Annotated in this window: 25 protein-coding genes, 2 tRNA genes and 1 pseudogene; 3 read left to right on the forward strand and 25 right to left on the reverse strand. The window is 66.5% G+C overall.

Annotated features, from left to right (window positions below):
* Positions 1 to 78 precede the first annotated feature (78 nt).
* From glyA to GDJ97_RS01755, 4 genes are all read right to left on the reverse strand, one after another.
* The gene (gene glyA, locus GDJ97_RS01740) at positions 79 to 1329 is read right to left on the reverse strand and encodes a serine hydroxymethyltransferase (protein WP_152069505.1); all 1251 of its coding nucleotides are present in this window, start codon (positions 1327 to 1329) and stop codon (positions 79 to 81) included.
* 147 nt (positions 1330 to 1476) lie between these two features.
* Positions 1477 to 1563: transfer RNA gene (locus GDJ97_RS01745), tRNA-Leu, on the reverse strand.
* A gap of 101 nt (positions 1564 to 1664) precedes the next feature.
* On the reverse strand, positions 1665 to 2141 hold the full coding sequence (locus GDJ97_RS01750) for a PTS sugar transporter subunit IIA (protein WP_152069506.1): 477 nt from the start codon (positions 2139 to 2141) through the stop codon (positions 1665 to 1667).
* A gap of 92 nt (positions 2142 to 2233) precedes the next feature.
* The gene (locus tag GDJ97_RS01755; RefSeq protein ID WP_152069507.1) at positions 2234 to 2518 is read right to left on the reverse strand and encodes a PTS sugar transporter subunit IIB; all 285 of its coding nucleotides are present in this window, start codon (positions 2516 to 2518) and stop codon (positions 2234 to 2236) included.
* A 146-nt stretch (positions 2519 to 2664) separates the two neighbouring features.
* On the opposite strand from GDJ97_RS01755, the gene GDJ97_RS01760 reads away from it, so the two are divergent.
* Positions 2665 to 2749: transfer RNA gene (locus GDJ97_RS01760), tRNA-Leu, on the forward strand.
* 75 nt (positions 2750 to 2824) lie between these two features.
* On the opposite strand, the gene GDJ97_RS01765 is transcribed toward GDJ97_RS01760, so the two are convergent.
* The 11 genes from GDJ97_RS01765 to GDJ97_RS01815 all read right to left on the reverse strand — a co-directional run bounded on the left by GDJ97_RS01765 (position 2825) and on the right by GDJ97_RS01815 (position 14299).
* Positions 2825 to 3373, reverse strand: a complete 549-nt coding sequence (locus GDJ97_RS01765) for a hypothetical protein (RefSeq protein WP_152069508.1) — start codon at positions 3371 to 3373, stop codon at positions 2825 to 2827.
* A 480-nt stretch (positions 3374 to 3853) separates the two neighbouring features.
* Entirely contained in the window at positions 3854 to 4828 is a 975-nt protein-coding gene (locus GDJ97_RS01770; protein ID WP_152069509.1) for a hypothetical protein, read from the reverse strand.
* Between the two features lie 132 nt (positions 4829 to 4960).
* A complete protein-coding gene (locus GDJ97_RS01775) occupies positions 4961 to 5260 on the reverse strand; it encodes a hypothetical protein (RefSeq protein ID WP_152069510.1) in 300 nt (99 codons plus the stop codon).
* A gap of 487 nt (positions 5261 to 5747) precedes the next feature.
* Positions 5748 to 7856: a hypothetical protein gene (locus tag GDJ97_RS01780; protein ID WP_152069511.1), complete on the reverse strand. Its 2109-nt coding sequence runs from the start codon at positions 7854 to 7856 to the stop codon at positions 5748 to 5750.
* A gap of 219 nt (positions 7857 to 8075) precedes the next feature.
* On the reverse strand, positions 8076 to 9365 hold the full coding sequence (gene eno, locus GDJ97_RS01785; RefSeq protein ID WP_152069512.1) for a phosphopyruvate hydratase: 1290 nt from the start codon (positions 9363 to 9365) through the stop codon (positions 8076 to 8078).
* 135 nt (positions 9366 to 9500) lie between these two features.
* Complete coding sequence (gene larC / locus GDJ97_RS01790; protein WP_152069513.1) at positions 9501 to 10751, reverse strand: nickel pincer cofactor biosynthesis protein LarC; 1251 nt, start codon at positions 10749 to 10751, stop codon at positions 9501 to 9503.
* Positions 10752 to 10798: 47 nt separating this feature from the next.
* Entirely contained in the window at positions 10799 to 11578 is a 780-nt protein-coding gene (larB, locus tag GDJ97_RS01795) for a nickel pincer cofactor biosynthesis protein LarB (protein WP_152069514.1), read from the reverse strand.
* 36 nt (positions 11579 to 11614) lie between these two features.
* A complete protein-coding gene (gene mazG / locus GDJ97_RS01800; protein ID WP_152069515.1) occupies positions 11615 to 12487 on the reverse strand; it encodes a nucleoside triphosphate pyrophosphohydrolase in 873 nt (290 codons plus the stop codon).
* 47 nt (positions 12488 to 12534) lie between these two features.
* Positions 12535 to 13287 carry a hypothetical protein gene (locus tag GDJ97_RS01805; RefSeq protein ID WP_152069516.1) on the reverse strand — a complete coding sequence of 251 codons (753 nt, stop codon included), beginning with the start codon at positions 13285 to 13287 and terminating at the stop codon, positions 12535 to 12537.
* Between the two features lie 13 nt (positions 13288 to 13300).
* Entirely contained in the window at positions 13301 to 13870 is a 570-nt protein-coding gene (gene yfcE, locus GDJ97_RS01810) for a phosphodiesterase (RefSeq protein ID WP_152069517.1), read from the reverse strand.
* A gap of 54 nt (positions 13871 to 13924) precedes the next feature.
* Positions 13925 to 14299 carry a hypothetical protein gene (locus GDJ97_RS01815; RefSeq protein ID WP_152069518.1) on the reverse strand — a complete coding sequence of 125 codons (375 nt, stop codon included), beginning with the start codon at positions 14297 to 14299 and terminating at the stop codon, positions 13925 to 13927.
* A gap of 180 nt (positions 14300 to 14479) precedes the next feature.
* Here GDJ97_RS01815 and GDJ97_RS01820 point away from each other — a divergent pair, with 180 nt between their 5' ends.
* Positions 14480 to 14833 carry a nitrous oxide-stimulated promoter family protein gene (locus tag GDJ97_RS01820; RefSeq protein ID WP_152069519.1) on the forward strand — a complete coding sequence of 118 codons (354 nt, stop codon included), beginning with the start codon at positions 14480 to 14482 and terminating at the stop codon, positions 14831 to 14833.
* A gap of 33 nt (positions 14834 to 14866) precedes the next feature.
* Here GDJ97_RS01820 and GDJ97_RS09635 read toward each other — a convergent pair whose 3' ends face one another.
* Together GDJ97_RS09635 and GDJ97_RS01825 are read right to left on the reverse strand one after the other, a co-directional pair.
* Entirely contained in the window at positions 14867 to 15001 is a 135-nt protein-coding gene (locus GDJ97_RS09635; protein WP_255445727.1) for a hypothetical protein, read from the reverse strand.
* Positions 14991 to 15248 carry an HPr family phosphocarrier protein gene (locus GDJ97_RS01825; protein ID WP_152069520.1) on the reverse strand — a complete coding sequence of 86 codons (258 nt, stop codon included), beginning with the start codon at positions 15246 to 15248 and terminating at the stop codon, positions 14991 to 14993. The genes GDJ97_RS09635 and GDJ97_RS01825 overlap by 11 nt, the downstream gene beginning before the upstream one ends.
* Before the next feature lie 69 nt (positions 15249 to 15317).
* Here GDJ97_RS01825 and GDJ97_RS01830 point away from each other — a divergent pair, with 69 nt between their 5' ends.
* A complete protein-coding gene (locus tag GDJ97_RS01830; protein WP_152069521.1) occupies positions 15318 to 16223 on the forward strand; it encodes a PHP domain-containing protein in 906 nt (301 codons plus the stop codon).
* A 27-nt stretch (positions 16224 to 16250) separates the two neighbouring features.
* Here GDJ97_RS01830 and hisE read toward each other — a convergent pair whose 3' ends face one another.
* From hisE to GDJ97_RS01870, 8 genes and pseudogenes are all read right to left on the reverse strand, one after another.
* Complete coding sequence (hisE, locus tag GDJ97_RS01835; RefSeq protein WP_152069522.1) at positions 16251 to 16568, reverse strand: phosphoribosyl-ATP diphosphatase; 318 nt, start codon at positions 16566 to 16568, stop codon at positions 16251 to 16253.
* A gap of 48 nt (positions 16569 to 16616) precedes the next feature.
* A complete protein-coding gene (gene hisI / locus GDJ97_RS01840) occupies positions 16617 to 16955 on the reverse strand; it encodes a phosphoribosyl-AMP cyclohydrolase (RefSeq protein WP_193221262.1) in 339 nt (112 codons plus the stop codon).
* A gap of 168 nt (positions 16956 to 17123) precedes the next feature.
* On the reverse strand, positions 17124 to 17906 hold the full coding sequence (gene hisF / locus GDJ97_RS01845) for an imidazole glycerol phosphate synthase subunit HisF (RefSeq protein ID WP_152069523.1): 783 nt from the start codon (positions 17904 to 17906) through the stop codon (positions 17124 to 17126).
* Positions 17869 to 18660 carry a HisA/HisF-related TIM barrel protein gene (locus GDJ97_RS01850; protein ID WP_152069524.1) on the reverse strand — a complete coding sequence of 264 codons (792 nt, stop codon included), beginning with the start codon at positions 18658 to 18660 and terminating at the stop codon, positions 17869 to 17871. Before GDJ97_RS01850 ends, hisF begins: the two co-directional genes overlap by 38 nt.
* Positions 18657 to 19388, reverse strand: coding sequence for an imidazole glycerol phosphate synthase subunit HisH (locus tag GDJ97_RS01855; RefSeq protein WP_152069525.1), 732 nt, complete (start codon positions 19386 to 19388; stop codon positions 18657 to 18659). The genes GDJ97_RS01850 and GDJ97_RS01855 overlap by 4 nt, the downstream gene beginning before the upstream one ends.
* Before the next feature lie 176 nt (positions 19389 to 19564).
* Positions 19565 to 20128: a flavodoxin family protein gene (locus tag GDJ97_RS01860; RefSeq protein ID WP_152069526.1), complete on the reverse strand. Its 564-nt coding sequence runs from the start codon at positions 20126 to 20128 to the stop codon at positions 19565 to 19567.
* 119 nt (positions 20129 to 20247) lie between these two features.
* Positions 20248 to 20913 (reverse strand): annotated as a pseudogene (locus GDJ97_RS01865) (ABC transporter ATP-binding protein); the annotation flags it as partial.
* Positions 20914 to 21109: 196 nt separating this feature from the next.
* Entirely contained in the window at positions 21110 to 22948 is a 1839-nt protein-coding gene (locus GDJ97_RS01870; protein ID WP_152069528.1) for an ABC transporter permease subunit, read from the reverse strand.
* Positions 22949 to 23216 lie beyond the last annotated feature (268 nt).

The raw sequence follows: 23216 nt of genomic DNA on the forward strand, positions 1-23216 counted from the left end.
ACACCATAGCGCAGACTGACATGCGAACGCGCCGTACCGTCCAGCCTTTACACGAGCGTAACATGCGGCGCGAGACGCTTACAACTCCGGATACAGCGGATGCGCGGCGAGTAGCTCGTCCACGCGAGAACGCACCTGCTGGAGCGCTCCTTCATCACCCGCGGCAAAGACCGCACGGGCAATGAGCGAGCCGATCTCGTGGAACTCCTCGGCGTCGAAGCCGCGCGTGGTGCCGGCGGCGGAACCCACGCGGATGCCGCTCGTCACAAAGGGACTGCGCGGCTCGCCCGGAATCGAGTTCTTGTTGACGGTCAGGCCAACGAGGTCGAGCAGCTTCTCGGCATCCTTGCCCGTCACGTCGGCGGGCGTGAGATCAACCAGGCAGAGATGGTTGTCCGTACCGCCCGAGATCAGGCGCAGGCCGCCCTCCACGAGCCCGCAACCCATGGCGGCAGCATTCTCCACCACGTGGTCGATGTAGGTGGCGAACGACGGCTGCAGAGCCTCGCCGAGCGCCACGGCCTTGCCCGCGATCACGTGCATGAGCGGGCCTCCCTGCGTGCCGGGGAAGACGGCCTTGTCGATCGCCTTGGCAAGTGCCTCGTCGTTGGTGAGGATCATGCCGCCGCGCGGGCCGCGGAGCGTCTTGTGCGTCGTGGTGGTCACCACGTCCGCGTAGGGCACCGGGGAGGGATGCGCACCCGTGGCGACCAGGCCGGCGATATGCGCCATATCCACCATGAACTTGGCGCCCACGCCGTGGGCGATGGCGGCCATGCGCTCAAAGTCGATGATGCGCGGATACGCGGAGGCACCGCCAACGATCAGCGCTGGGCGCTCCTTCTCGGCCAGACGCTCGAGCTCGTCGTAGTCGATCGTCTCCGTCTCGAGGTTCAGGCCGTAGGGCACGAAGTCGTAGAGCTTGCCCGAGAAGTTGACCGGGCTCCCGTGGGTAAGATGGCCGCCCTGATCCAGGCTCATGCCGAGCACCTTGTCGCCGGGCTTGATGAGCGCGGCGTAGGCGGCCAGGTTAGCGTTGGCGCCGCAGTGGGGCTGGACGTTGGCGAACTTGGCATCGAAGAGCTCACAAGCGCGATCGCGAGCGAGGTTCTCCACGATATCGACCTTCTCGCAGCCTCCGTAATAGCGCTTACCCGGATAGCCCTCGGCGTATTTGTTGGTCAGCACGCTGCCCACGGCCTCAAGAACGGCCGAGCTCACGATGTTCTCGGACGCGATGAGCTCGATCGTTCCCCGCTGACGCGCGAGCTCCTGATCGAGCGCGCCGGCGACCGCCGGGTCCTCGGCAGATAGATGCGTGTCGTTCATGGCAGGCCTCCTCCAGGTGGTGTGCAAATGAGGTTTTCAGGCTACACCATAGTGGCGCCGGGGGCGGTGGGTTTTCGCTCGGTGGGGGCAACGGGGCAACGCAGGCGAAGTAAGAAAAAGGCTCCCTCAGGAGCCTTTAACATTTGATGGTGCGGGCGAAAGGACTTGAACCTTCATGGGGTTGCCCCCATATGGACCTGAACCATACGCGTCTGCCAATTCCGCCACGCCCGCGTGCTGAACAATCATAGCGAAAGCAATGGCACCGTGCAAGCTCTTTTTTGATGAGTCGCACGCGTGCCCCGCAACACGCTCTGCGGGATCCAAGGCACCTATCAGGCGCCGCAGTACTCCCGCATCACCCGAACCATGCCCTCGGCATCCGTCTGGGCGCGGACGCGAGCCACCTGTTCCTCGTCCATAAAGACCTGCATGAGCGCCTGCAGGGCGGCAACCTGCTCATTAGCATGGGCGAGAAGCCCCAGGTTCACGATGAGCTCCGCGGGCACCCGATCGCACATGCCACCCATACCCTGAAAGTCGATGGGACGGCGCGGGCGAACAATCGCGATATAGGGCTTGTTCAGGTGCTCGGGATCGGTGTGCGGAATGGCAACGTTGATCGCCTGACAGGGCAGTCCGGTGGGGTAGCTCTCCTCGCGCGCCTTGATGGCCCCGAGCCAAGTGTCTTTGACGTAACCTCGCGCCTTGAGCTCCACACCCAGTTTGTTAAAGAAGCCGGCACGGTCGCGCGCGTCGAAATCGAGGAACACGAGCTCGGGCTTGAATAGGCTGGTATCCACGGAGGTCATGGCGTGCTCCCCTCGTCACCGGTTGCGTAAAAACGCGAACCGGGAGCCCCAAACGAAGGCCCCCGGCTCGCGAACAAGATGTTGCAATCTGCTTACTGGGCCATCACGTCGAGGATCTGGTTCTCGGCGTCAACCTTGCCCATACCCGTGAGGAACGGCACGCCGCTCACGTAGGCGCAGGTAATGCCCGCCGGGGCAACGGTGGTCGCAATAAGCAGGTCGGCATTGGCGCAGCACTCGGCCGCCTTGGCGATGGCGCACTGCTCGATCTCGTACTGGCCCTCGTAACCCTTGGCGTCCAGCAGCTCGGTAACCTTCTTGGCAACGGCGTTGGAGGTGGCAACACCAGAACCGCAAGCCAGGACGATCTTCTTCATTGTGCTCTCCTTTCAATGGTGCAGACTCCGTTAGTTTACACTACGCACCGTGCCCTGGGATGCACGTTGGTAAACCCTAGGAAACGTGCCGATCGACCACAGGACACCCAGAAGGGGAACGCTCCTCTGCTAGACTATCCATCGCTGGGGGCGTGGCGGAATTGGCATACGCAGGAGACTTAAAATCTTCGGCCTTCGGGATTGTGGGTTCGAGTCCCACCGCCCCTACCAGCCTGATTATCGAGAGACCGTAGGCATCCAGCCGATGGCCGCAACGCGCGAAGCCATCGCCATCATGCGCCTCCCCTAGCTCGAGGACGAAGAGGTGCTCGCGTCGCCCGCAGACACCACGGCCTGTCCCTCAACGCCCGAGAAGAAGAACACGCGGTCGAGCGCCTTCACGTACCAGGGGGCATCCGCGTACACCTGCTGCTCGGCAGCTTCGACCTGGGATGCGGTCGTCAGTGCGCCGGAATCCGAGGAGCTCGCAGCATCCGCGGAGGAACTGCTTGTGGAATCCCGCGAGCTGGAGTCGGTGGAGGAGCCGTCGCCGGTGACCGTGATGGAACGCTCACCGGGCATCACCATGCCCTGTTTGCGCGCCGCTTCCTCGATTCCCTGCTCGGAGAGGTAGGACTCGACCTCGGTCTCCAAGCCATCCTTGTACTCCTGCTGAATAGCCTCTTGCTTAGCAAGGATGTCACCCGTTCGGTACGAGACGTAGAGGTCGCGCACGGGGCCGTATGCATACGCGAGTAGCGCGCACGCGACCACGGCATAGAAGAGCACGCGCTGTGGACCGGTGGTGATGGCGTAGATGGCGCGGACGACGCGGTTGTCGTTCGCGTACTTCATGAAGTTGGTCCGACGCCCCGCATGCGAGCGCGCGGGATTTCGATTTCCACGAGCAGCCGTCGCACGGGCGGCATCTCCCCGCTGCGAGCGCGACGAGACCGACTCCTCCGCACGGAAGGAACGGGATGCCGTGCGCGCATGGGGGTGCGCGATCAGTTGAGCGTTGTTGTGAGTTTCAGCCATGGTGCGCCTGGTTCGTTTGAGATGTGTGTGCGCTAGGCTCTCAGCTTACCACGAGCGGCGGCGTTCCAAGCGAACTATACAATCACTCGTCGGCCCGCCACCATACCGAAGGGCACGCCTCTGCCCGAAGTGGCGTGCCTTTCGGTACTCTCGCCGCCGACGCACCAGCAGCCCCGCCGCCGAACGTACCAATAGGCACGGTGCGTTCGCTAGAAACGTGTCTATCGGTATCGTCGCGCCCGCGTTGCAGCGCCAGCACGCCGCTCGCCCGCCGGCGCCGTCTCCATCGCCTCAGCCCTAGCTCAGCTCCGGCGTCCACCCGATGGCCGGCTCCACACCGGCAAGGATCTCGAACATCGTTGCCGCCATACCGGCGAGCAGGCTGTTCTCGCTCACCGTCAGCTCCTTGTAGCCACCCGTTCGCATGAGCTCGGCGATGGTGACCGCACCCGCGAGCAGCACCGGCGCACGCTTGGCCTGCACGCCGGGAAGCGCGGCAATCTCGTCGGCCGTCTTGCCACGCAAGCGCGCGATAGCGCCTTCGACCTCATCGAGCGACAACCCGTGAAGATGCACGAAGGCGGAGTCGTACACGGCGAGCTCGTGCACAAGCGCCACGAGCGTTGTCACCGTGCCGCCCACGGCGACCAAACGATCAGGATGCACCGGCAACGCGGACCAATAGTCCCCAAACGCACCGCGAGCGAACGCGGCAGCCTGCTCAAGCTGCGCGGACGTTGGAGGAGCAGGCACCAGATAGCGCTCCGTCACGCGACGGCATCCGATGTCGATCGAGCGCACATGGTCGAGCGCAAGCGGATAGCCCGGCGCATAGCTCCCCACCGCGAGCTCGGTTGAGCCGCCACCGGAATCCGCAACCACGATACGCTGGTCGGCAAAGTCATGCGCCACGCCGTAGAAGGTCAAACGCGCCTCGATTTCACCAGGAATCACCTGCGGGCGCAGCCCCAAGGCGCCCAGTGCATCGAGCAGGACCGAGCCGTTCTTGGCATCGCGCGCCGCACTGGTAAGCGTCGTGCATATACCAGTAGGAGCAAAGGCGGCGATCTCGCCCAAAAACGCCTGGCACGCCGCTACCACCCGCTCGACAGCCGCTTCGCTAAACCTCCCGGTCGCGTCCACGCCCTCGCCGAGGTCGGTGATGATCGTGTGCTTATGCGAACCGACGATGGCTCCCTCTTGCACGGTCGCCAGCACGAGACGCGAGGATACCGTCCCCAGATCGATCGCCGCCACGCGATACTCAGCCATATCAAGCTCCTTTGCCCTATGCCCTCGCTTCATGCAACATCGTATGCAAAAGCGGGGCCGCTTTCGCGATCCCGCTCATCCTATCCCATGACGCGCCGTGCGCACACGTCCCATACGCTAGGCGCGACGGCCTTACGGACGAGCCCCGTTCGACCGGCGATAGAACCGCATAACCATGATCGCCGCACAGGAGAGCCCCGCTGCCGCCACGAAGGCAAGAAGCACGTAGGCCTCGCGCGTGCCGGCAACGGTAGCCGCGGCCATATCGGACGCGCCCACCTGCGCCGCGAGCATGAGGGCGAACGCCACGAACAGCGCGGGAACCAGCGGATCGGCCCATCCGCGAGCACGCGTCCAACGAGCAGCATGGGGGAACGAGACGGCGCAGAAGCCGCATACGATGCCCGAGATGTAGAGAACTCTGGCCACCATGAAGATGCGGCGGGTGGCGAAGCGTCGGTTGAGATACGACGGGTGGGCATGATGACCGCAAAAACCAGCAAATATGCCGTGGTCATCCACTGGACGGTCGCTGTGTTGACCTCGAACTCATCCATGAGCGCGGGAAACGTGACGTTCATGGCCGTCTCGACCACCACGTCCGCAAACGACATGATGCCGGCGGCGACCACCGACATAATGAGCCGCGCATCGAGCACGCGCTCAAACTCCCCGGCAGCGATCGGGGGCTGCTCCGTAACCTGCATGTTGTACTCCCGGGATTGCGATATGCCCGGGTGGGAACGTCTCTGGTGCGCGCGGACATGCGCATGATAGTGGGTTTTCGAAAACGCTGCAGGTAAGTTTTCCCCACCTGTGGAATTCGAGATGCCTGCTCCATGAGGTACCCGACAAGGAAAAAGGGGATCGGCACCCTGTCCAGGTGCCGACCCCCCTGCTTCGCCGCTCGCTCGCCGCGCTACTTTCCGTTGGCGGACAGGCGCTTCCTTGCCGCGATGCCCGCGACGACGAGCGCGCCACCCGCGAGGGCGACCGTCGCCACGGCCCCGCCGGCGTCGTCGCCCGTCTGGGGCAGGTTGCCCTTCTTGCCGTTCCCGGAGACGGCGACGGGCTTCTTCGTGTCGGCGCCGGTGCCGCCGCCGTTCCCGGTGCCGCCGCCCGTGCCCGGCTTGCCGCTCTCGGCGGGAGCGAGCGCCTTCTGCGCCGCCGTCACCTTATCCAGTGCGGCGGTCAGGGCGTCGCGGTCCGGAGCGCCCTGGGCCAGCAGCGCCCGCGCCTCGTCTACTGCCTGCTTCCAGGCAGCAAAGCTCGCGGCCGAGTAGGCCTTGGCATCCGCGGCGTCGAAGGCGTCCACCGCCTGCTGCAGGTTGGCCTTCACCTGCTCGTACAACGTGTCTGAGGCACTCGCGTTCACGAAAATCGGGTTCGCGTAGAACGAGTAGTGGGCGTAGTTCTGATCGTTGATGTCGTCCATGCGCGTGCTGGGATCCGACACGTCATCGAACTGCGCATCGGCCACCGGGTCGCCGTTCTCGTCCACCGCGTTCGTGCTCACGCCGCGCAGGCGGTAGTAGACGGCATGGTCCGCCGTGTCCGTGAAGGTGACGGTGTAGTAGCCGTCCTGGTCCGGCTGGCCCAGCTCCTCCTTGGAGAACGTCTTGACGATCTTGGCGTCCGTGTTGGCCGTGGAGCCGTACGCGCTCTCGTCCACCTTGCCCGTCACCGAGCCGCGGATCAGGTCGATGTGGTCCACCTGGGGCGTGCCGCTCGCGGCGATGCCGGTGTCCGTGGTGCCGATCTTCTGGTAGTTGTTCTTGACCGGCACGCGGAAGCGGACCGTGATGGTGATGGGATCGCTCGCCGTGGCCTCGAGCGTGCCGCCCATGGTCGCCGTCTTGCCGTTGCTCACCGCCGTGAAGTCCAACGCGTCGATGATGTCGCCGTACGTGGAGAACGAGTTGCCCGAGCGCAGGCCGTCCACCACATCGTGCACGTCGTAGCCGTCGCCCTCGGCGTCGTTCACGTAGGTGTAGTTGCGGGCGTACTCGCTCGGCCAGTAGCCGCTGGAATACTGCCCGTTGCTCGAGACCTTGAAGTGGAAGTCCGCGTTGGCGAAGTTCCAGAAATGGCGCCCCTCGGAGAGCATCGCGTCCCAGACGCCGCCCGTCTGCGCGATGTCCTTGTCCGCGCCGGCAAAGCTCTCGGGCAGCTCACCGCGCTTGGAGCCGGACATCTGGTTGCCCGGCATCCCCTCGAAGCCGAACACGTTGTTGGGCGCGGCGTCGTTCAGGCGGCGCAGGTTCTCGATGGTGACGGCCCCGCCACCGGAGTAGCCGTGGCGCGAGGGGTGGTTGGGCAGCAGGTAGCTGTCGGGGTAGTGCTCCGCGATCCACGCCGCGCCCTCGTAGGCGTGCTGCACGTCGGAGTCGCCCAGGCGGTCACCCCACATGGCCTGCTCCGCCGCACCGTTGTTGTCGAAGGCCCAGGTGGCATCGTCGCCGTCGGTGGCGTGCGCGTACTTCCACTCGAACTCGTGAATGCCCTCGTAGGGTACCTCGTCGCTGTCGGACTGGATAAGACCCACCGATGCGTGATCCAGGCCCGGCATGTCCCACTCAAAGCCGGAGTAGACGATCTTCCCCTGGTAGGTGGTGGTAAGCGCCTCAGCCAGCGACTTCTGTTGCTCCTGCACCGCCTTGTAGAACGGCGTGCTGTAATCCCCGCCGCCCTTGGTCATATCCGTGGAGGAGCGGCGCAGGTGGTCGGCGAAGAACAGGTAGTCGTAGGGCTGCCCGTACTTGATGGCGTCCACGTGGCTGTTCGGCGAGGATGCCTGCAGCGCGGCGAGCACGGCCTGGTTGCGGAAGGCGGCAGCCAGCGAGTTCTGCAGGCCCATGTAGCCCTCGGTCGCGTCCTTGGACATGCCCGTGTGCGTGTGGTACTCACCGCTCATCCACTTTCCCTGCGCGAAGGCCGGCACCGCCATGCTGCCCAGCATCAGGCCGGCAGCCACCGCGGCGACGGCGCCCCGCACGACGAGCCGACGTCCGCGTTCAAACGTTCCCATATATGTCTCCCTCATAGTCGCGACCTGATCGTCAGGCGAACCGCATACGAGGGTACCGGGAGCATTTTCTTCGGTTATCAGCCGACTGTAAGAAGTCTGTACGCGATACGCGAATGACGCGGCCGAGGCCTTTACAAAACAAAAGACGGCACCGGGCCGGAGCCCGATGCCGTCTGGACCATCGCGTGGCGCGGCGGCGCAGGAGCGCCGGAGCAGCTGCTACTTGATGTTGTAGAAAGCAGCCTTGCCAGCGTACTGGGCGCTGGTGAAGAGCTCGTCCTCGATGCGGATGAGCTGGTTGTACTTGGCGATACGGTCGGAGCGGCAGGGGGCACCAGACTTGATCTGGCCGGCGTTGGTGGCAACGACCAGGTCGGCGATGGTGCTGTCCTCAGTCTCGCCGGAGCGGTGGGACACGATGCAGGCGTAGCCGGCCTCCTTGGCGGTCTCGATGGCCTCGAGGGACTCAGTAAGCGTACCGATCTGGTTGACCTTCACCAGGATGGCGTTGGCGGCGCCCAGCTCGATGCCCTTCTTCAGGCGCTCGGTGTTGGTGACGAACAGGTCGTCGCCCACGAGCTGCACCTTGTTGCCGATGCGCTTGGTGAGCTTGACCCAGCCGTCCCAGTCCTCCTCGGCCAGACCGTCCTCGATGGAGATGATCGGGTACTTCTCGACCAGGTCGGCCCAGTAATCGATCATCTCGTCGGTGGTGAGGGTGCGGCCCTCGCCCTTCAGCTCGTAGTTGCCGGTCTCGGCGTTGTAGAACTCGGTGGAAGCCGGGTCCATGGCGTACATGAAGTCCTCGCCCGGCTTGAAGCCCGCGAGCTCAACGGCCTTGGTGATGTACTCGAACGGCTCGGCGTTGGTCTTGAGGTCGGGAGCGAAGCCGCCCTCGTCGCCCACGCCCGTGCTGTGGCCGGACTCCTTGAGAACGCCCTTGAGGGTGTGATAGACCTCGGCGCACCAGCGCAGGCCCTCGGTGAAGGAGGGGGCGCCGACGGGCATGATCATGAACTCCTGGAAGTCCACGTTGTTGTCCGCGTGCACGCCGCCGTTGAGGATGTTCATCATCGGGGTCGGCAGCAGGTGGGCGTTGACGCCTCCCAGGTACTGGTAGAGCTCCAGGCCAGCGGACTGGGCAGCGGCACGGGCCACGGCGAGGGACACGCCCAGGATGGCGTTAGCGCCCAGGTTGGTCTTGTTGGGGGTGCCGTCGGCAGCGATGAGGGCGGCGTCCACGGCGCGCTGATCGAAGGCATCCATGCCGATGACGGCGTCGGCGCACTCCTTGTTCACGTGCTCGACAGCCTTGGTCACGCCCTTGCCCAGGTAACGGCCCTTATCGCCGTCGCGCAGCTCGCATGCCTCGAAAGCACCGGTAGAAGCACCGGAGGGCACCATGGCGCGGCCGAAGGAACCGTCGTCCAGCACGACCTCGACCTCGACGGTCGGGTTGCCGCGCGAGTCCAGAACCTCGCGACCGTAGACGTCCATAATCTCACTCATGCAAGTCTCCTTTTCTTGGAGGGTGTCCGACTCCGTGTTAGCCGGACCAAACTTCTCTTATTATGCCCCAGGTTGCCCATGGCTTACTGAAAAAGTTAGAGGCTTACCGAAACGAGACAGTTCGCCGGGTGCGCCCTAGATGAGCTTCCTCACCGCGGCGTCCACAACGCGCAGCGGCAGACCTTCCCGCCGGGCAATAGCTGCCAGGTCGTCGAACTCGGGCTTGGAACGGGTGGAGCCATCCGGCAACGTAACGGTCTTCACGCGCGCCGGGCCAAACGGGGTCTCCACCGTGGATTCCTCACGCGGAAGCACAGTGCGGTCCATGAGCTGGTGCCGAATGCCGATGGTCGTGGTCTCCTGGAAGATCACGCCTTGGATGCGCTCGATATCTTGTGGCACGACGATGACCTGCAGCTGGTAGGCGGGGCGGCCCTTTTTTGAGAAGACCGGCAGCCAGTGCACCTCGCGGGCACCCTCGGTGCGCAGGCGCTCCGCCGCGTAAGCGAGCAGCTCGGGGGTCGCGTCGTCGATGTCGCACTCCAGCTTGCAGATATGTCCTGTATCGCCGACAGCATCATCGATGAGTAGAACCCGCAGGAGCGACGGCACGGCATACGCCCGCTTGCCGGCGCCCAGGCCAACCTTCCGAACGGTATACGCCGCCGGCAGCTCGAAGCACGTCCCCACGGCGGCGAGCAGCGCCGCGCCCGTCGGGGTCGTGAGCTCGCCCTCCACATCCACATGGGCGAAGGGCAGGCCCTGCTGCTGGCAGATGTTCACCACGGCGGGCACCGGCACGGGGATGACGCCGTGTTGGCAGCGCACCGTGCCGTGGCCGTCGGGCAGCGGGGCGGCGTAGACGCGCCGGGGTGCCAGGTCGTCGATGAGCACGGCGGCGGCCACGAAGTCCACGATGGAATCCACCGCGCCGACCTCATGGAAATGCACCTGGTCGGGCGTGGTACCGTGCGCCGCGGCCTCGGCATCGGCAAGGATCTGGAACGCGCGGCGCGCAATGGACCGGGCGCCGTCGGTCATGGCGACGGTGCCCACGATGGCGAGGCAGTCGGCCAGGTTCCGATGGGCGTGGTGGTGATGGTGTTCGGGGGCGGCGACGTCCTGCTCGTGTGCGCGCCCATGCCCGTGCAGATACGCCATGTCGTGGTCGTGCGTCTCGCCGTGCGCGAGCACCACGTCGAAGTCGCACGCGTCGAGTCCCGCGATCGTACGGCGGTTCACCCGCACCTCGAACTCCCCCGCCATGGGCAAGCTCGCCAGCACGGAACGCAGCCGCTCCTCGCTCGCACCCGCGTCCAGCAGCGCGGCGACCAGCATGTCCCCCGATAGTCCGTTCGAGCAGTCAAGATAGAGCGACCCTGTCATGCGATCTCCAATCCTCAGGCGCGGCGACCCGGCGAAAAGCCCATCGCTCACGCCAGGTGGTTGATGAGCGAGGCCTGGAAGGCGGCGCCGAATCCGTTATCGATGTTCACGACGGACACGCCGCTCGCGCAGCTGTTGAGCATGGCGAGGAGCGCCGTCACGCCGCCAAAGCTCGCGCCGTAGCCCACGCTCGTCGGCACCGCGATGACCGGACAGGGCACGAGGCCCGCCACCACGCTCGGCAGCGCCCCCTCCATGCCCGCCACGGCAACGACCACGCGCGCCCGGCGCAGCTCGTCCTCGTGCGCGAGCAGCCGGTGGATGCCGGCAACGCCCACGTCGAACAGCCGGCGCACGCGGTTGCCAAGAAACTCGGCCGTGAGCGCCGCCTCCTCCGCCACGGGCAGGTCGCTCGTACCGGCGCAGGCGATGACGATGTCCCCGCGGCCATCGGGCCCTGGCATGCCGCCGACGACGCCCGCCCGGGCCTCGGGGTGGTAGGCCAGCTCAATCGGCTTCGCGCCCTCCTCGGGATGCGCCAGCAGCTCGCGGACCCCCGCCGCCTTGGCCTCGTCCAGCCGCGTGACCAGCACGCGCTTCTGGCCCGCGCCCGCCATCGCCTGCACGATGCCGGCAATCTGCGCGGTGGTCTTCCCCTCGCCGTAGACCACCTCGGAAACCCCCGTGCGGCGCACGCGGTCGTTATCAACCCGCGCGTAGCCCAAGTCGCTCACCGGGGGCACCTGTGCGAGTGTTACCAGCTCCTCGGGCGAAAGCTCGCCGTGCGCAACCTGCTCGGCCAGCTCTCTCAGCACGGATGCGTCCATGGTCCTCCGTCTCCCTCCCTCAGCAGGCGGCAGAAACTACAGCCCCGCTTCCTTCGCCTCGTCCCAAAGCTCGTTTAGCTCAGCGGTGTCGTAGCTCTCGATGGTCCTGCCGGCGGCGAAGGCGGCATCTTCCATGGCCGCCCACCGCGTGCGGAACTTGGCCGTGCTGGCGCGCAGGGCGCTCTCGGCGTCGATGCCCTCGCGCCGTGCCACGTTCACCAAGGCGAAGAGCAGGTCGCCGAACTCCATCTCCGCAGCCTTGCTCCCCCGCTCCTCATGCTGGAACTCCGCGCGTTCGCTCTCCACCTGGGCCCACACGTCGTCGATCGACTCCCATTCAAAGCCCACGGCCGCCGCTTTGCGCGAGACCTTCTGCGCCTGCATGAGCGCCGGCAGGCCACGCGGCACGCCGTCGAGCAAGCCGGCCGGGCGCTCGTCCGCGGCCTCCGCCGCCGCGTCCGCCGACTCCTTCTCCGCAACCTTCACCTGGTCCCAGATCTTCAGCACGTCCTCGGCGGTATCCGCACCGGCGCGCTCGCCGAACACATGGGGATGTCGGCGAATGAGCTTGTCGTTCAGATCGGCTGCTACGTCGGCCAGGGTGAACTCGCCGGCATCGGCGGCGATCTGCGCGTGCAGTGCCACCTGCATGAGCACGTCGCCCAGTTCCTCGCGCAAGTGCGGCACGTCGCCGTCCTCGATGCAATCGACGGCCTCGTAGGCCTCCTCGATCATGTTCTTGGCGATGCTCTCGTGCGTCTGCACGCGATCCCACGGGCAGCCGTCGGGCTGGCGCAGCCGCCAGATGGTCTTCACCAGCGCCTGCATCTGCTCGCGGGCATCCACCAGCGTGGACGTATTGGGCAGCAGGTCTGCCAGCTTGCCTGCGCCCAGATCGGTCTTCTGCATGCTCTCTCCTATCGTCATGGGATGCCGTGACGGAACGGCTCGCCCCTCTATTCGTTCGTACCCGCCTTGCCGGACCCGGCCGCGATAAGGCGCTCCAGTTCATCGCATCCCCGCTCGAAGCGCTCCCTGCGCTTGGCCGGCGCATCGCCCAGGGGATAGTCGCTCACCTGCGTGAACAACGTGGAGCCGTCGGCCAGGTGCAGGTCGACGCCCAGCCAGGCGCGCCCGCGCACGAGCCGGAGCCAGGCGGGATCCTCGTGCCGCTCGCACGATACCACCGCGGCGTATGGCACCTTGTAGCAGCGGCGCGGCACGAGCACGTTGTTCACGCGCCCGCGATTGAAGACGTAGCCGCGCTGGCACTGCTCGGTCACGGGCGAGATGCCCTCAGTGTCGATGGCGTGAACCTCGTTGTGCACGATGTCGAAGCCTGTCAGGTTGTCGTCGGGCCGATAGGAATCGCTGTAGAGGAAGAGCCCCGGCTTGAACGGGCCGCCCGCGGGGCATTCGGCGGGCGTAAGCGGCTCCACCACGACCGCGCGGGCGTCGCTCCCCAGCCGGTAGCGCGCAAGCGGCATGCCCTGGCGCACCTGTGCCAGGCACCAGAGGCCCCGCCACCAGCAGACCGCGGCGCAGCCTCCCACGCACAGGACGGCGAACGCGGGGCCCGCGGCCTCGCCCGCGCCGTCGCGCACCGCGATCTGCACCGTCGCCGCCAGGAACAGGAGAAAGAGCAGCGTCGCGGCGATGGCGAGCGCGAGCACGATGATGCCCACCACCTTGGCATACCGCTCACCCATGGACCGCATGGCCTCAGGCCTCGGTGTCGTCCGACAGCACCACGTGACGGAATGCACCGTCCTCATAGATGCCGTAGCTGTGGGTGCCGTCCTTGGGGATGCTCACGCTGCCGGGGTTGAATGCCCAGATGCCGGGATGTCCCTGCGGGGCCGCGTCCTCGCTCACCTTCACGTGCGTGTGGCCATAGACCACCGCGGAGCCCGCCGGCAGCGCGGGCAGGTTGTCCACCGAGTTGTGATAGCCCGCGCCGAACACGTGCCCGTGCGTGAGGAAGAGCACGCGGCCGGACGGATCGATCAGCTGGGCATAATCGGCGAGAATCGGGAAGTCGAGCACCATCTGGTCGACCTCAGCGTCGCAGTTACCGCGCACGGCCGTCACGTTGCCCGCGGTGGCAAGCTCGTTCAGCAGCGGAATCACGCGCTTGGGAGCATAGTCGCGCGGCAGGTCGTTGCGCGGGCCGTGGTAGAGGAGGTCGCCCAGCAGCACCACGCGGTCCGGTGCCTCCTCCTTGACGGCGGTCATCAGACGCTCCGTCCAGTAGGCGGAACCGTGGATGTCGGATGCGATGAGCAGCTTCATGATGATTCCTTTCCCCGTAAGGATGACAAGCCCGAGATGCGAGGCAGCGGGCGGCTACGAACGCGTGCCCATCTGCTCACGGTTCACCAGATGCGCCGTCGCGGCAACGCCCAGGCAGATGAGCGCGTTGGCGAGCGCAGCCACCACGGCCTGGTCGAGCGTCAGGGCAACGGCGATATCGGCAACGTTCACCAACAGCGCGATGATGATCTGGGGCAGCAGCTTGATTGCCGGGCGCTCGCCGCGCACGACGCCGATGCTGTTGCCGCCGAGCACGAAGGCGCAGAACGCCGTGAGCGCCAAAAGGCAGAGCCCCGGGTAGCTCGGCTGTTCGTTGATGCAGAGCACCACGATGGTGATGAGCAGATCGGCTCCGCCCACGAAGCTCAGGTATCCAAACGCCTGCAGCGCTCGCCGCAAAGATGTCATAGGGCTCCTTTCCTCCCACGCGGGCCCGTACCTCATGGCAGGGTCGGCGCCCGTGGGCACCATTGTACCCACGCAGACATCGCGCGGTGGCGCTTTGCGTCCACGCGGCGCGCGCATCCCACCCGCTCTGCTATGCTGCAAGCTCCAACAGACAGTCCGCGCTCCAACGAGAGGCCGCCCATGCCCCGAACACCCGACACCCTGGCCGTCGCCCGCCGCCGCGAGCGCGAGAAGCTCGTGGTCTCGCAGATGGTCGCCCTCTACTGCGCCGGTCACCATGCGTGCAGCGCCCAGACCGAGACAGCCTTCTGCGGCGAGGCCCTCTGCCCGGACTGCGCCGAGCTGGACCGCTTTGCCGTGGCGCGCACGGCAGCCTGCCGCAAGATGGCGACGAAGACCTCCTGCAAGAACTGCGAGCGCCAATGCTATCCGCCCGCCATGGAAGAGCGCATCCGTGCCGTCATGCGATACGCCGGACCCCGCATGCTGCTCCACCACCCCGTCGCGGCCGTGCGGCACATGCTGGGAAAGTAGGAGCGTCCTTCGCTCGAGCAGTGGCCAAACCCGCTACTCAGCCGCTGCTTGGGCGCGCTCCTCGGCCTTGAGGAACGGCAGGTAGATGCAGGCGAACAACGCGAGCATGACCGCTTGGAGCAAAACGGCCCACACGTCGCCGCCGGGGAACAGGCCCCTAGAGGGCATCCACAACGCGGCGGATTTCCCGGGCCGCCCGCTCCTCGTCCGCCCCTTGAACGGTCACGTGCAGCGAATCTCCCTGGCAGGCGCAGAGCCCCATGAGCCTGACGGGATTCTTGGCATCAACGGGCGCTCCGCCGTTGCGCGAGACGAGCACATCGCTCTCCCATGCGCGCGACGCGGAGGTGAGCTCGGAAGCCGGACGGGCGTGCAGGCCCTCGCGGTCCGTTATCGTGTGCGTAAACTCGATCATGCTGCCCCGCCCTCTCATGTGCCCGGCAGTACCATAGGGGCAGTGTAGCCCAAGCGTGAGGAGACGCCCGTGTCAACGCCCATCGTCGACTGCCACACCCATACCCGTTTCTCCGACGGCGAGCCCACGTTCGAGGAGAACGTGCGGGCCGCTGCCGCCGCCGGGTGCCGCGTCCTCGCCTCCACCGACCACCTCACGCTGCCCGCCAGCATGGATCCTGAACTCGAGTGCCAGGTACCCGAAGCGGAACTCGCCGCGCATCGTCGAGCCTTCGAGGCGGCACGGCAGCTGGCGACGGAGATCGCCCCTGAGTTGAAGCTCGTCTACGGCTTTGAATGCGATTGGTACGAAGGATGCGAGCCGTTCGTGGAGCGGTGGAGCGCCGGCGCGGTGTTCCGCCTGGGAAGCGTCCACTGGATCGGGAATCCGGGCGATGTATCCGCGGGGGCGGCCGGATCCGATGGGGCTGCGAGCGTGCCGCCGGCCGGCCTCCCCGGAAGCGGTGCCGGGTGGATCGACGACGGCGGCGACAAGCACATCTGGGAAGAGCTGGGCGCCGACGAGGTGTGGCACCGTTACGCCGATACCTGGTGCCGCGCCTGCGAGAGCCCGCTCGACTTCCAGAGCATGGCGCACCCAGACCTCGCCATGCGCTTTGCGCGCGAGGGCTTTGCGCCCACCCTCGACCTACGGCCGCTGTGGGACCAGATGGCGGCATGTGCGCACGACACCGGCCGGCACATCGAAGTCTCCACAGCCGGACTGCGCAAGTCCGTCGGCGACTACTACCCCACCCGTGAGCTTCTGGAGCGATTCGCCCACGCGGGGGTGCCCATCACCGTGGGATCCGATGCGCACCGCGCGTGCGACGTGTGCTGGGGCATCCTCGAGGCGTACCGATTTGTCTGGGAATGCGGCTACCGCAGCTTCGACGCACCGCGCGCCGACGGCTCCTGGCAGACATTCGAGCTGTAACGAGACGCTGTTGTAGGAGCCGATATGCTACTTCATGCGGGCGTTGAGCTCGCCAGCCAGCTCGTCGAGCGTGATGCCGTAGCGCTCCATGGTCACCAGCAGGTGATAGAGCAGGTCACCCATCTCGTAGCGGATGTGGTCGTGGTCGTTGTCCTTGGCGGCCATGATAACCTCGCTGGACTCCTCGGCGAGTTTCTTCAGCAGCTCGTCCTCGACTTCCGTGAGCAGCTTGGCAGTATAGCTCGTCTCCGGCGAGGCCTCGCGGCGCCCGTGGATGGTGGCCGCCAGCTTCTCGAGCGTCTCTCCAATGTTTCCGGGCTGAACGTTTGCCGTCCGAACTCCCATAGCAGATGTCCCTTCTGATTGATGACCGACGACACGCGGCCGCGGCCCCTAGACGATGCGATTGAAAAAGCAGCTGCGCGCCCCCGTGTGGCAGGCCGGACCGGGCGAGTCAACCTTCGCGAGCAAGGTGTCGGCATCGCAATCGGCCCACAGCTCGCGTACCTGCTGCATATTGCCGCTGGTAGCGCCCTTGTTCCACAGCTCCTGGCGCGAACGGCTCCAGAACCAGGTGGTACCCGTCTCCAGCGTGAGGCGCACGGACTCGGCGTTCATCCACGCCACCATGAGCACCTCGCCCGTATCCCATTGCTGCACCACGCAGGGAATGAGGCCCTGCGCATCGAACTTAAGCTTCGAAATGTTGATATCCGGTTTCACATTCAGCATACCGGCTCCTTTCCTTCAAAGAATGGGACAAAAGGACATGGCTTCTGTCCCGATAGACCCGCGAGCGGTTCTCAGGTGCTCCATATTGCGCCGAAAGCTCGGCGTGGCGTGTAAGCACGCGAGCCGACGCTTAAGGTGCAAGATGGAGTGCCTGAGAGCCGCGCAGCCTCAGAAGTCGAGGCGTACCGGGATGCCCTGGGAGGCCATGTACTCCTTGACCTGCCGAATGCTGAAGGTGCCGAAGTGGAAGACGCTCGCCGCGAGCACCGCGTCAGCCTCGCCCTCGAGGATCCCCTCGGCAAAATGTTCGAGCGTGCCCACGCCGCCGCTTGCGATAACGGGAATGGGGACCGCGCGTGCCACTGCACGGGTGAGCGCCAGGTCGAAGCCCTCCTTGGTACCGTCGCGATCCATGCTGGTGAGCAGGATCTCGCCCGCGCCGCGGCGCGCCGCCTCCTCGGCCCACGACACGGCGTCCAGGCCCGTGGGCGTGCGCCCGCCCGCCACGTAGACCTCCCATTTATCCGCACCGGGGCGCCCCGGCTCGCCCACGCGCTTGGCGTCGATGGCGCAGATGACAGCCTGGCTTCCAAAGGCGGCCGCCGCTTGGGTGATGAGCTCGGGATTCTTCACCGCCGCAGAGTTGAGCGAGACCTTGTCCGCACCCGCCGCGACCATCTGGCGCATACCGGCAAGGTCGCGGAAACCGCCGCCCACCGTATAGGGAATGGAAAGCTCGCCCGCCGCGCGGGAGGCGAGCTGCACCGTCGTGGCACGGTTATCGCTCGTGGCCGTGATGTCCAGGAAAACGACCTCGTCGGCGCCCTCGCGATCGTAAGCCGCCGCGAGTTCCACCGGATCGCCGGCGTCGCGCAGGGAGACGAAGTTGACACCCTTCACCACGCGGCCGTTCTTAACGTCCAGACAGGGGATGACGCGCTTGGTCAGCATGTCGTTGCTCCTCTCGGTTGCTTTTGGCTGCGGACAGGGCGTCTTTCAGAGTGAAGTTGCCCTCGTAGAGGGCGCGGCCCGTGATGCAGCCCTCGATCACGTCGTCCCCCGCGGCAGCAAGAGCGCGAATGTCCTCCAGGCCCGTGATGCCGCCACTCGCCACCACGGGAAAGCCCGCCACCTGCGCCACGCGGCGGTACGCATCCACATCGATACCCGTCTGCATGCCGTCGCGGTTGATATCGGTGAAGACCAGGTGCTTAAAGCCCAGCTCGGCAAGCTCGCCCACCACGCTGTTCACCGAGCGGCCCACGCCGTCGCGCCAGCCGTTCACCTTGACCTGGCCGTCGCGCGCCGCCACGTCGGCCACCAGCAGCTGGCCGAAGCCGTGGGCAGCCACCTCGGCAAAGCCCGGTTCCGTAACGAGCACGGTGCCGAGCGCGATGCGCCTGGCGCCATACCCGGCCAGCTCGTCGATGCGCTTGAGCGAGCGGACACCGCCGCCCACGTCCACGGAAAGCCCCGATACCCGGCAGATGTTCCTGATGGCTGCGCTGTTGGCCGCGCGGGCATCCTCGTCCTCGCCAAAGGCAGCAGAGAGGTCGACCACGTGGATCCACGAGACGCCCTGCGCGGCAAAGTCCTCGGCAACGGCCACCGGATTCTCGGAGTACACCTTCATGCGTTGGCGATCGCCGCGCTCCAGGCGCACCACCTTGCCGGCGATGAGGTCGATCGCGGGAAAGACGATCATGCGCCGGCCTCCTCAACGATCTGGACGAAGTTCCGCAGCACGTCCAGGCCGCGGGCGGACGACTTCTCGGGATGGAATTGGCAACCGAACACGCGCTCACGCCCCACCACGGCGGGAAAGCTCCGCGTGTAGTGCGTGACGGCGAGCAGGTCGCTCGGGTCGGCATCGCAGGCGGCATAGGAGTGCGTGAAGTACATGTTGGCGCCCTCGGGGAAGCCTGTGAACAGGGGCGATGCCTTGCCGGCATCGGTGAGATGCACCTGGTCCCAACCCACGTGCGGCACCTTCAGGCGACTCCCGTCGAGCCGCGTGCAGCTGCCGGAGAGCACACCCAGTCCGCGCACCCAGCGCACGCCCTCGGCCTCGAACACATCGCCCGGAGCGAGACCGGTACCGCGCGCGCTGGGCGTACCGCAAAGGTCCACGCCACTCGCCGGCACGCCTTCGTCGCCGCGCTCGAAGAGCAGCTGGAGCCCGAGGCAGATTCCCAGAAACGGAGCCCCATGCGCGATCGCATGGAGCACCGCTGCATCCTGCCCGCTCTCGTGCATGAACGCGATGGCATCGTAGAACGCGCCCACGCCGGGTAGCACCACGCCCGCGGCATTGCGGATCTCCGCGGGATCGTCCGATATCTCCGCCGTGGCGCCCGCGCGCACGAGCCCGCGCGCCACGGAGGACAGGTTGCCCTTGTGGTAGTCCACCACGATAATCTTGCGCGCCGTCACGCCGCACCTCCTCGTCACTTTAGTAGAGCAGAGTGTATTCTACTGCAGCGCAGCGAAGACCAGAAACAGACGGCACGCATTCAACCTGTCCGAAATATCGTGGGTCAACGGCAACGGAGCGCTGGGAGGGGCATGCACCATCCCCGGCTTCAGACAGCACGCTGCGCGTGGAGCGGTTAGCGGATGAAGTTCGTCCGGTTGAATTCAGCCAGCTCGGGCACGGACAGACCGGCTTGCTTGCCCGCCTCGATGCACTTGAGGAGCCATGCCATGTTGCGCCCCAGCTGTCGCATGATGCCGACACCCTCCTCGTCCTGCCAGACCTCCTCGGGCTTGTTACCGTGCACCATGTTCCAGTAGCACGAGCTCACAAGCGGCATCTCGGCGTACTCCGGATACTTGGCCAGCGCGTCGAGCGACACCGTGGTGCCGCCACGACGCGCAGACGCCAGGACGGCACAAGGCTTTCCGGCGAGCTGCGGGCGCTTGGCGCGGCCCCAGAGCTTGTCCATGAAGGTTTCGATCTCGCCCGTGGGGCTCGCCCAGTAGACGGGCGTTCCCAGCACCAGGCCATCGGCGGTATCGAGCGCGGCGAGCGCCTGATCGACCGCATCCGCGTCGGTGACGTGGACGATCTGCGTGCCGATGCCCTCGGCCTCCAGCTCCTCGGCCACGATGGTGAGCGCCGTGTACGTGCAGCCCTTGGCGCGACGGCTACCGTTGATCATGAGAACGTTCATAGGGGTTCCCTTCCTTGGTTGCTCACAAAGCAAGGTGGTTCTTACCCATCTGAGAGACGAGATGTCACGCGGTGCGGCGCGCAACAGAACCGCGTGCCGCCACGTCGCCGCCCGCGTTACTACGCCTCCCCCAGCAGCGCGCGCAGCGCATCCGCCGTCTCCTGGAACGCGGGGTCGCGCGCATCGCGCGGGCGCGGCAGGTCGATGGGGAGCTCGTGGAAGATGTGACCCGGATTCGCCCCCATCACGATGACGCGATCGGCCATCTCGACGGCTTCCTCGATACCGTGCGTGACGATGACGACGGAGCGCACGATCCTGTCCTCGCTCCCCAGCAGGCCTGCGACCTCGCGACGCAGCCGCTCGGCCGTCGGTGCGTCGAGCGCGGAGAACGGCTCGTCCATGAAGAGCATGTCCGGGTGCAGCACGAGCGCCCGCGCGATGCCGACGCGTTGGCGCTGACCGCCCGAAAGGTCCCGCGGATACGAATCCTCGTATCCCGCGAGTCCCATGGAGGCGATCGCCTCGCGGGCGAACTCGGCGCGCGCCTGCGCCCCGATACCGCGCGCCTCGAGGCCCACCTCGACGTTCTTCTGCACCGTGAGCCACGGCAGCAGCGCCGCCGACTGGAAGACGAAGCCCGCGCCCGGATTGGCGCCTGTGAGCTGACGCCCCCGATAGAGCACACTCCCCGCCGAGGGCTCCACCAGGCCGGCGAGCACGCGCAGGAGCGTCGACTTTCCCGCCCCCGACGCACCCACCAGCGCCACGACCTCGCCATCGCGCACGTCGAGCGAGACGTCGTGCAGGATGGTCTTCTTGCCGCCACGGCCATCGCCATACGTCACCTCAACGTTGTGCGCGCTCAGCAGCGTGGCGGTCTCGGCTACGGACTTCTTCAGCATCTTCATGGATATCCCCTCCTCGGGAAATCGTGCGAATACAAGGAGATGAACTCGCCCTCGACACGGGCGCTTGCCACTAGTTCAGCGCGAAGCGGCGGGCTGCCAGGTTCTGAAGCGGCTTCCATACCAGCACGTTGGTCAGGACCACAAGCGCGCACATGACCGCGATGCCCGCGGCGGCATGCACGGCGTCGCCCGTCGTCGTCGCGGCAGCGATGTAGGACCCCAGCCCGAGCGTACTCACGGCGTTCGCCCCGGTGCCGACGACCTCGGCCACCACCGAAGCGTTCCAGGCACCGCCCGCCGTTGCGAGCGCGCCGGATACCCACGCGCCCGCAACGGCCGGCAGGTACACCTGCCGCCAGCGCTGGCCCGCGGACATGCGCATGATGTCCGCAAGCTCGCGCAGCTCCGCCGGCACCGCGGACGCGGCCGCGATCACGTTGAAGAGGATGTACCACTGCGAACCAAGGGCCATGAGCAGCAGGGAGCCCATGCCGAGGCCGATTCCGGCGCGAGCCATCGCAAGCACCAGCCACGGGAACAGCAGGCTCACCGGAAAGCTCGCCACCAGCTGCACGAGGGGCTGTGCCACGCGCATGAGGCGCGCATTCATGCCGATCTTCACGCCCACGGGCACCCAGATCAGCGAGCACAGCGCCGTAACAACAGCCACGCGAGCGAACGTGACCGCGCCGAGACCGAGCACGTCACCGAGCTCCCGATAGCCGAATCCCGCGTGAGAAGCAAGCATCACGCACGCCGAGCCCAGCGCGATGGCGGCCAGGATGCCGAGAGCGCGGTCGAGACCCGTCCGCCCGCGAATCGCCCGCACCACACGAGGCACCGCGACGCGCCCCGCCAGAGCACGAACCCGCAGCTCCCACCACGGGCAGATGCCGGTACGACCGAGCAGCCTGCCCATCACGCGGTTCAGCAGCTCGGCGAGCACACGCATCGCACGCCGCATCGCGCCGGCGACGCTCGAGGAGCGCAGCACCTCGAGAACCAGGCTGCGACGCCCGTCCGAGCTACCCTGCAGCCTCTCAGACCATGCCGTCAGCGGCCGCCACAGCAGGATGTCGAGCGCGAGGATCACGGCGCACATCGCGAGCGCGGAGAGCCCCACCAGATCCATGCGGCCGGCCTCGGCGGCGAGCGCGGCGAAGGAGCCGATGCCCGGCAGCGCCATCGTGCGCCCGTTGACCGAGATGAACTCGGAAGCGGAGAGGAAGAACCAGGCGCCGCCCATGCTCATCATCGCGTTCCAGATGAGCTGCTGCAGGCCAAAGGGCACGTCCAGCGTCCAGAACCGCTGCCAGCGCGTCAGGCGGAAGCTGCGCGCCATCTCATCCAGCTCCGCCGGCTCGCCCGCGAGCGACTGGTAGAACGAGAGCGCCATGTTCCACGCCTGGCTCGTGAAGATGGCGAAGATGCTCGCCGCCTCGACGCCCAGCATGCTGCCGGGGAACAGCGCGAGCCACACGGTCACCGTGGCGGAAAGGAAGCCCAGCACCGGCACGGACTGCAGCACGTCGAGGAGCGGGAGCAAGATGCTGCAGAGCCGGCGGCTGCGCGCGCATGCCAGGCCGTAGGCCAGCGCGAACACAAAGGAGCACGCCAGCGCGACGAGCATGCGCAGCACCGAACGTGCGGCGTAGAGCGGCAATAGCGCGGGGTCGAGCGAGATGCGCGCGGGCACGCCCGCTGGCGCGATCGGCGCCACCGCGCCCGCGACCGCACGCATGAGGATCAGGACCGTCAGCGTGCCCAGTCCGAGCACGAGCGCATCGGCCGCCAGGGAGCGCGCCGTGAAGGAGCGCTGGGCGTCCCCGCGAACAGGGCGCGACGTAAGGGCCTCGAAGCGCGAAACCGCCTGGACACGAATGAGAGAAAGCGTTGCGACACGAATCATCGCTCGCCCCCTTTCCGACCCGCCGGCGCGCACGCACCCGGGCCAGTCGGATGCCGGCAGCCCTGCTAGGGCCGCCATGGCATCAGTTCGATTCAAAAGGGTTTGAGGATGCGGCGTTCACGCGAGTGCGCGAGCGCGAGGAGTGCAGCGGTGCGGACTTACGCCAGCGAGCACGCACGGGACGAGCGCACATCCCCTTGGGAAGGTCGACTGGAACCGTCGTTCATGGCGCTCGCCTCCTCTATGGTCAGGGCCGCCAGGCCCGCAA

Origin of the sequence: Collinsella sp. AK_207A (genome assembly GCF_902501965.1) — a bacterium.
Lineage (GTDB): Bacteria > Actinomycetota > Coriobacteriia > Coriobacteriales > Coriobacteriaceae > Collinsella.

Bases quoted from the DNA above. Each gene is read 5' to 3' on its own strand.
- glyA (WP_152069505.1), bottom strand. From the start codon at position 1,329: ATGAACGACACGCATCTATCTGCCGAGGACCCGGCGGTCGCCGGCGCG.
- GDJ97_RS01750 (WP_152069506.1), bottom strand. From the start codon at position 2,141: ATGACCTCCGTGGATACCAGCCTATTCAAGCCCGAGCTCGTGTTCCTC.
- GDJ97_RS01755 (WP_152069507.1), bottom strand. From the start codon at position 2,518: ATGAAGAAGATCGTCCTGGCTTGCGGTTCTGGTGTTGCCACCTCCAAC.
- GDJ97_RS01765 (WP_152069508.1), bottom strand. From the start codon at position 3,373: ATGAAGTACGCGAACGACAACCGCGTCGTCCGCGCCATCTACGCCATC.
- GDJ97_RS01770 (WP_152069509.1), bottom strand. From the start codon at position 4,828: ATGGCTGAGTATCGCGTGGCGGCGATCGATCTGGGGACGGTATCCTCG.
- GDJ97_RS01775 (WP_152069510.1), bottom strand. From the start codon at position 5,260: ATGGTGGCCAGAGTTCTCTACATCTCGGGCATCGTATGCGGCTTCTGC.
- GDJ97_RS01780 (WP_152069511.1), bottom strand. From the start codon at position 7,856: ATGGGAACGTTTGAACGCGGACGTCGGCTCGTCGTGCGGGGCGCCGTC.
- eno (WP_152069512.1), bottom strand. From the start codon at position 9,365: ATGAGTGAGATTATGGACGTCTACGGTCGCGAGGTTCTGGACTCGCGC.
- larC (WP_152069513.1), bottom strand. From the start codon at position 10,751: ATGACAGGGTCGCTCTATCTTGACTGCTCGAACGGACTATCGGGGGAC.
- larB (WP_152069514.1), bottom strand. From the start codon at position 11,578: ATGGACGCATCCGTGCTGAGAGAGCTGGCCGAGCAGGTTGCGCACGGC.
- mazG (WP_152069515.1), bottom strand. From the start codon at position 12,487: ATGCAGAAGACCGATCTGGGCGCAGGCAAGCTGGCAGACCTGCTGCCC.
- GDJ97_RS01805 (WP_152069516.1), bottom strand. From the start codon at position 13,287: ATGGGTGAGCGGTATGCCAAGGTGGTGGGCATCATCGTGCTCGCGCTC.
- yfcE (WP_152069517.1), bottom strand. From the start codon at position 13,870: ATGAAGCTGCTCATCGCATCCGACATCCACGGTTCCGCCTACTGGACG.
- GDJ97_RS01815 (WP_152069518.1), bottom strand. From the start codon at position 14,299: ATGACATCTTTGCGGCGAGCGCTGCAGGCGTTTGGATACCTGAGCTTC.
- GDJ97_RS01820 (WP_152069519.1), top strand. From the start codon at position 14,480: ATGCCCCGAACACCCGACACCCTGGCCGTCGCCCGCCGCCGCGAGCGC.
- GDJ97_RS09635 (WP_255445727.1), bottom strand. From the start codon at position 15,001: ATGCCCTCTAGGGGCCTGTTCCCCGGCGGCGACGTGTGGGCCGTTTTG.
- GDJ97_RS01825 (WP_152069520.1), bottom strand. From the start codon at position 15,248: ATGATCGAGTTTACGCACACGATAACGGACCGCGAGGGCCTGCACGCC.
- hisE (WP_152069522.1), bottom strand. From the start codon at position 16,568: ATGGGAGTTCGGACGGCAAACGTTCAGCCCGGAAACATTGGAGAGACG.
- hisI (WP_193221262.1), bottom strand. From the start codon at position 16,955: ATGCTGAATGTGAAACCGGATATCAACATTTCGAAGCTTAAGTTCGAT.
- hisF (WP_152069523.1), bottom strand. From the start codon at position 17,906: ATGCTGACCAAGCGCGTCATCCCCTGTCTGGACGTTAAGAACGGCCGC.
- GDJ97_RS01850 (WP_152069524.1), bottom strand. From the start codon at position 18,660: ATGATCGTCTTTCCCGCGATCGACCTCATCGCCGGCAAGGTGGTGCGC.
- GDJ97_RS01860 (WP_152069526.1), bottom strand. From the start codon at position 20,128: ATGAACGTTCTCATGATCAACGGTAGCCGTCGCGCCAAGGGCTGCACG.
- GDJ97_RS01870 (WP_152069528.1), bottom strand. From the start codon at position 22,948: ATGATTCGTGTCGCAACGCTTTCTCTCATTCGTGTCCAGGCGGTTTCG.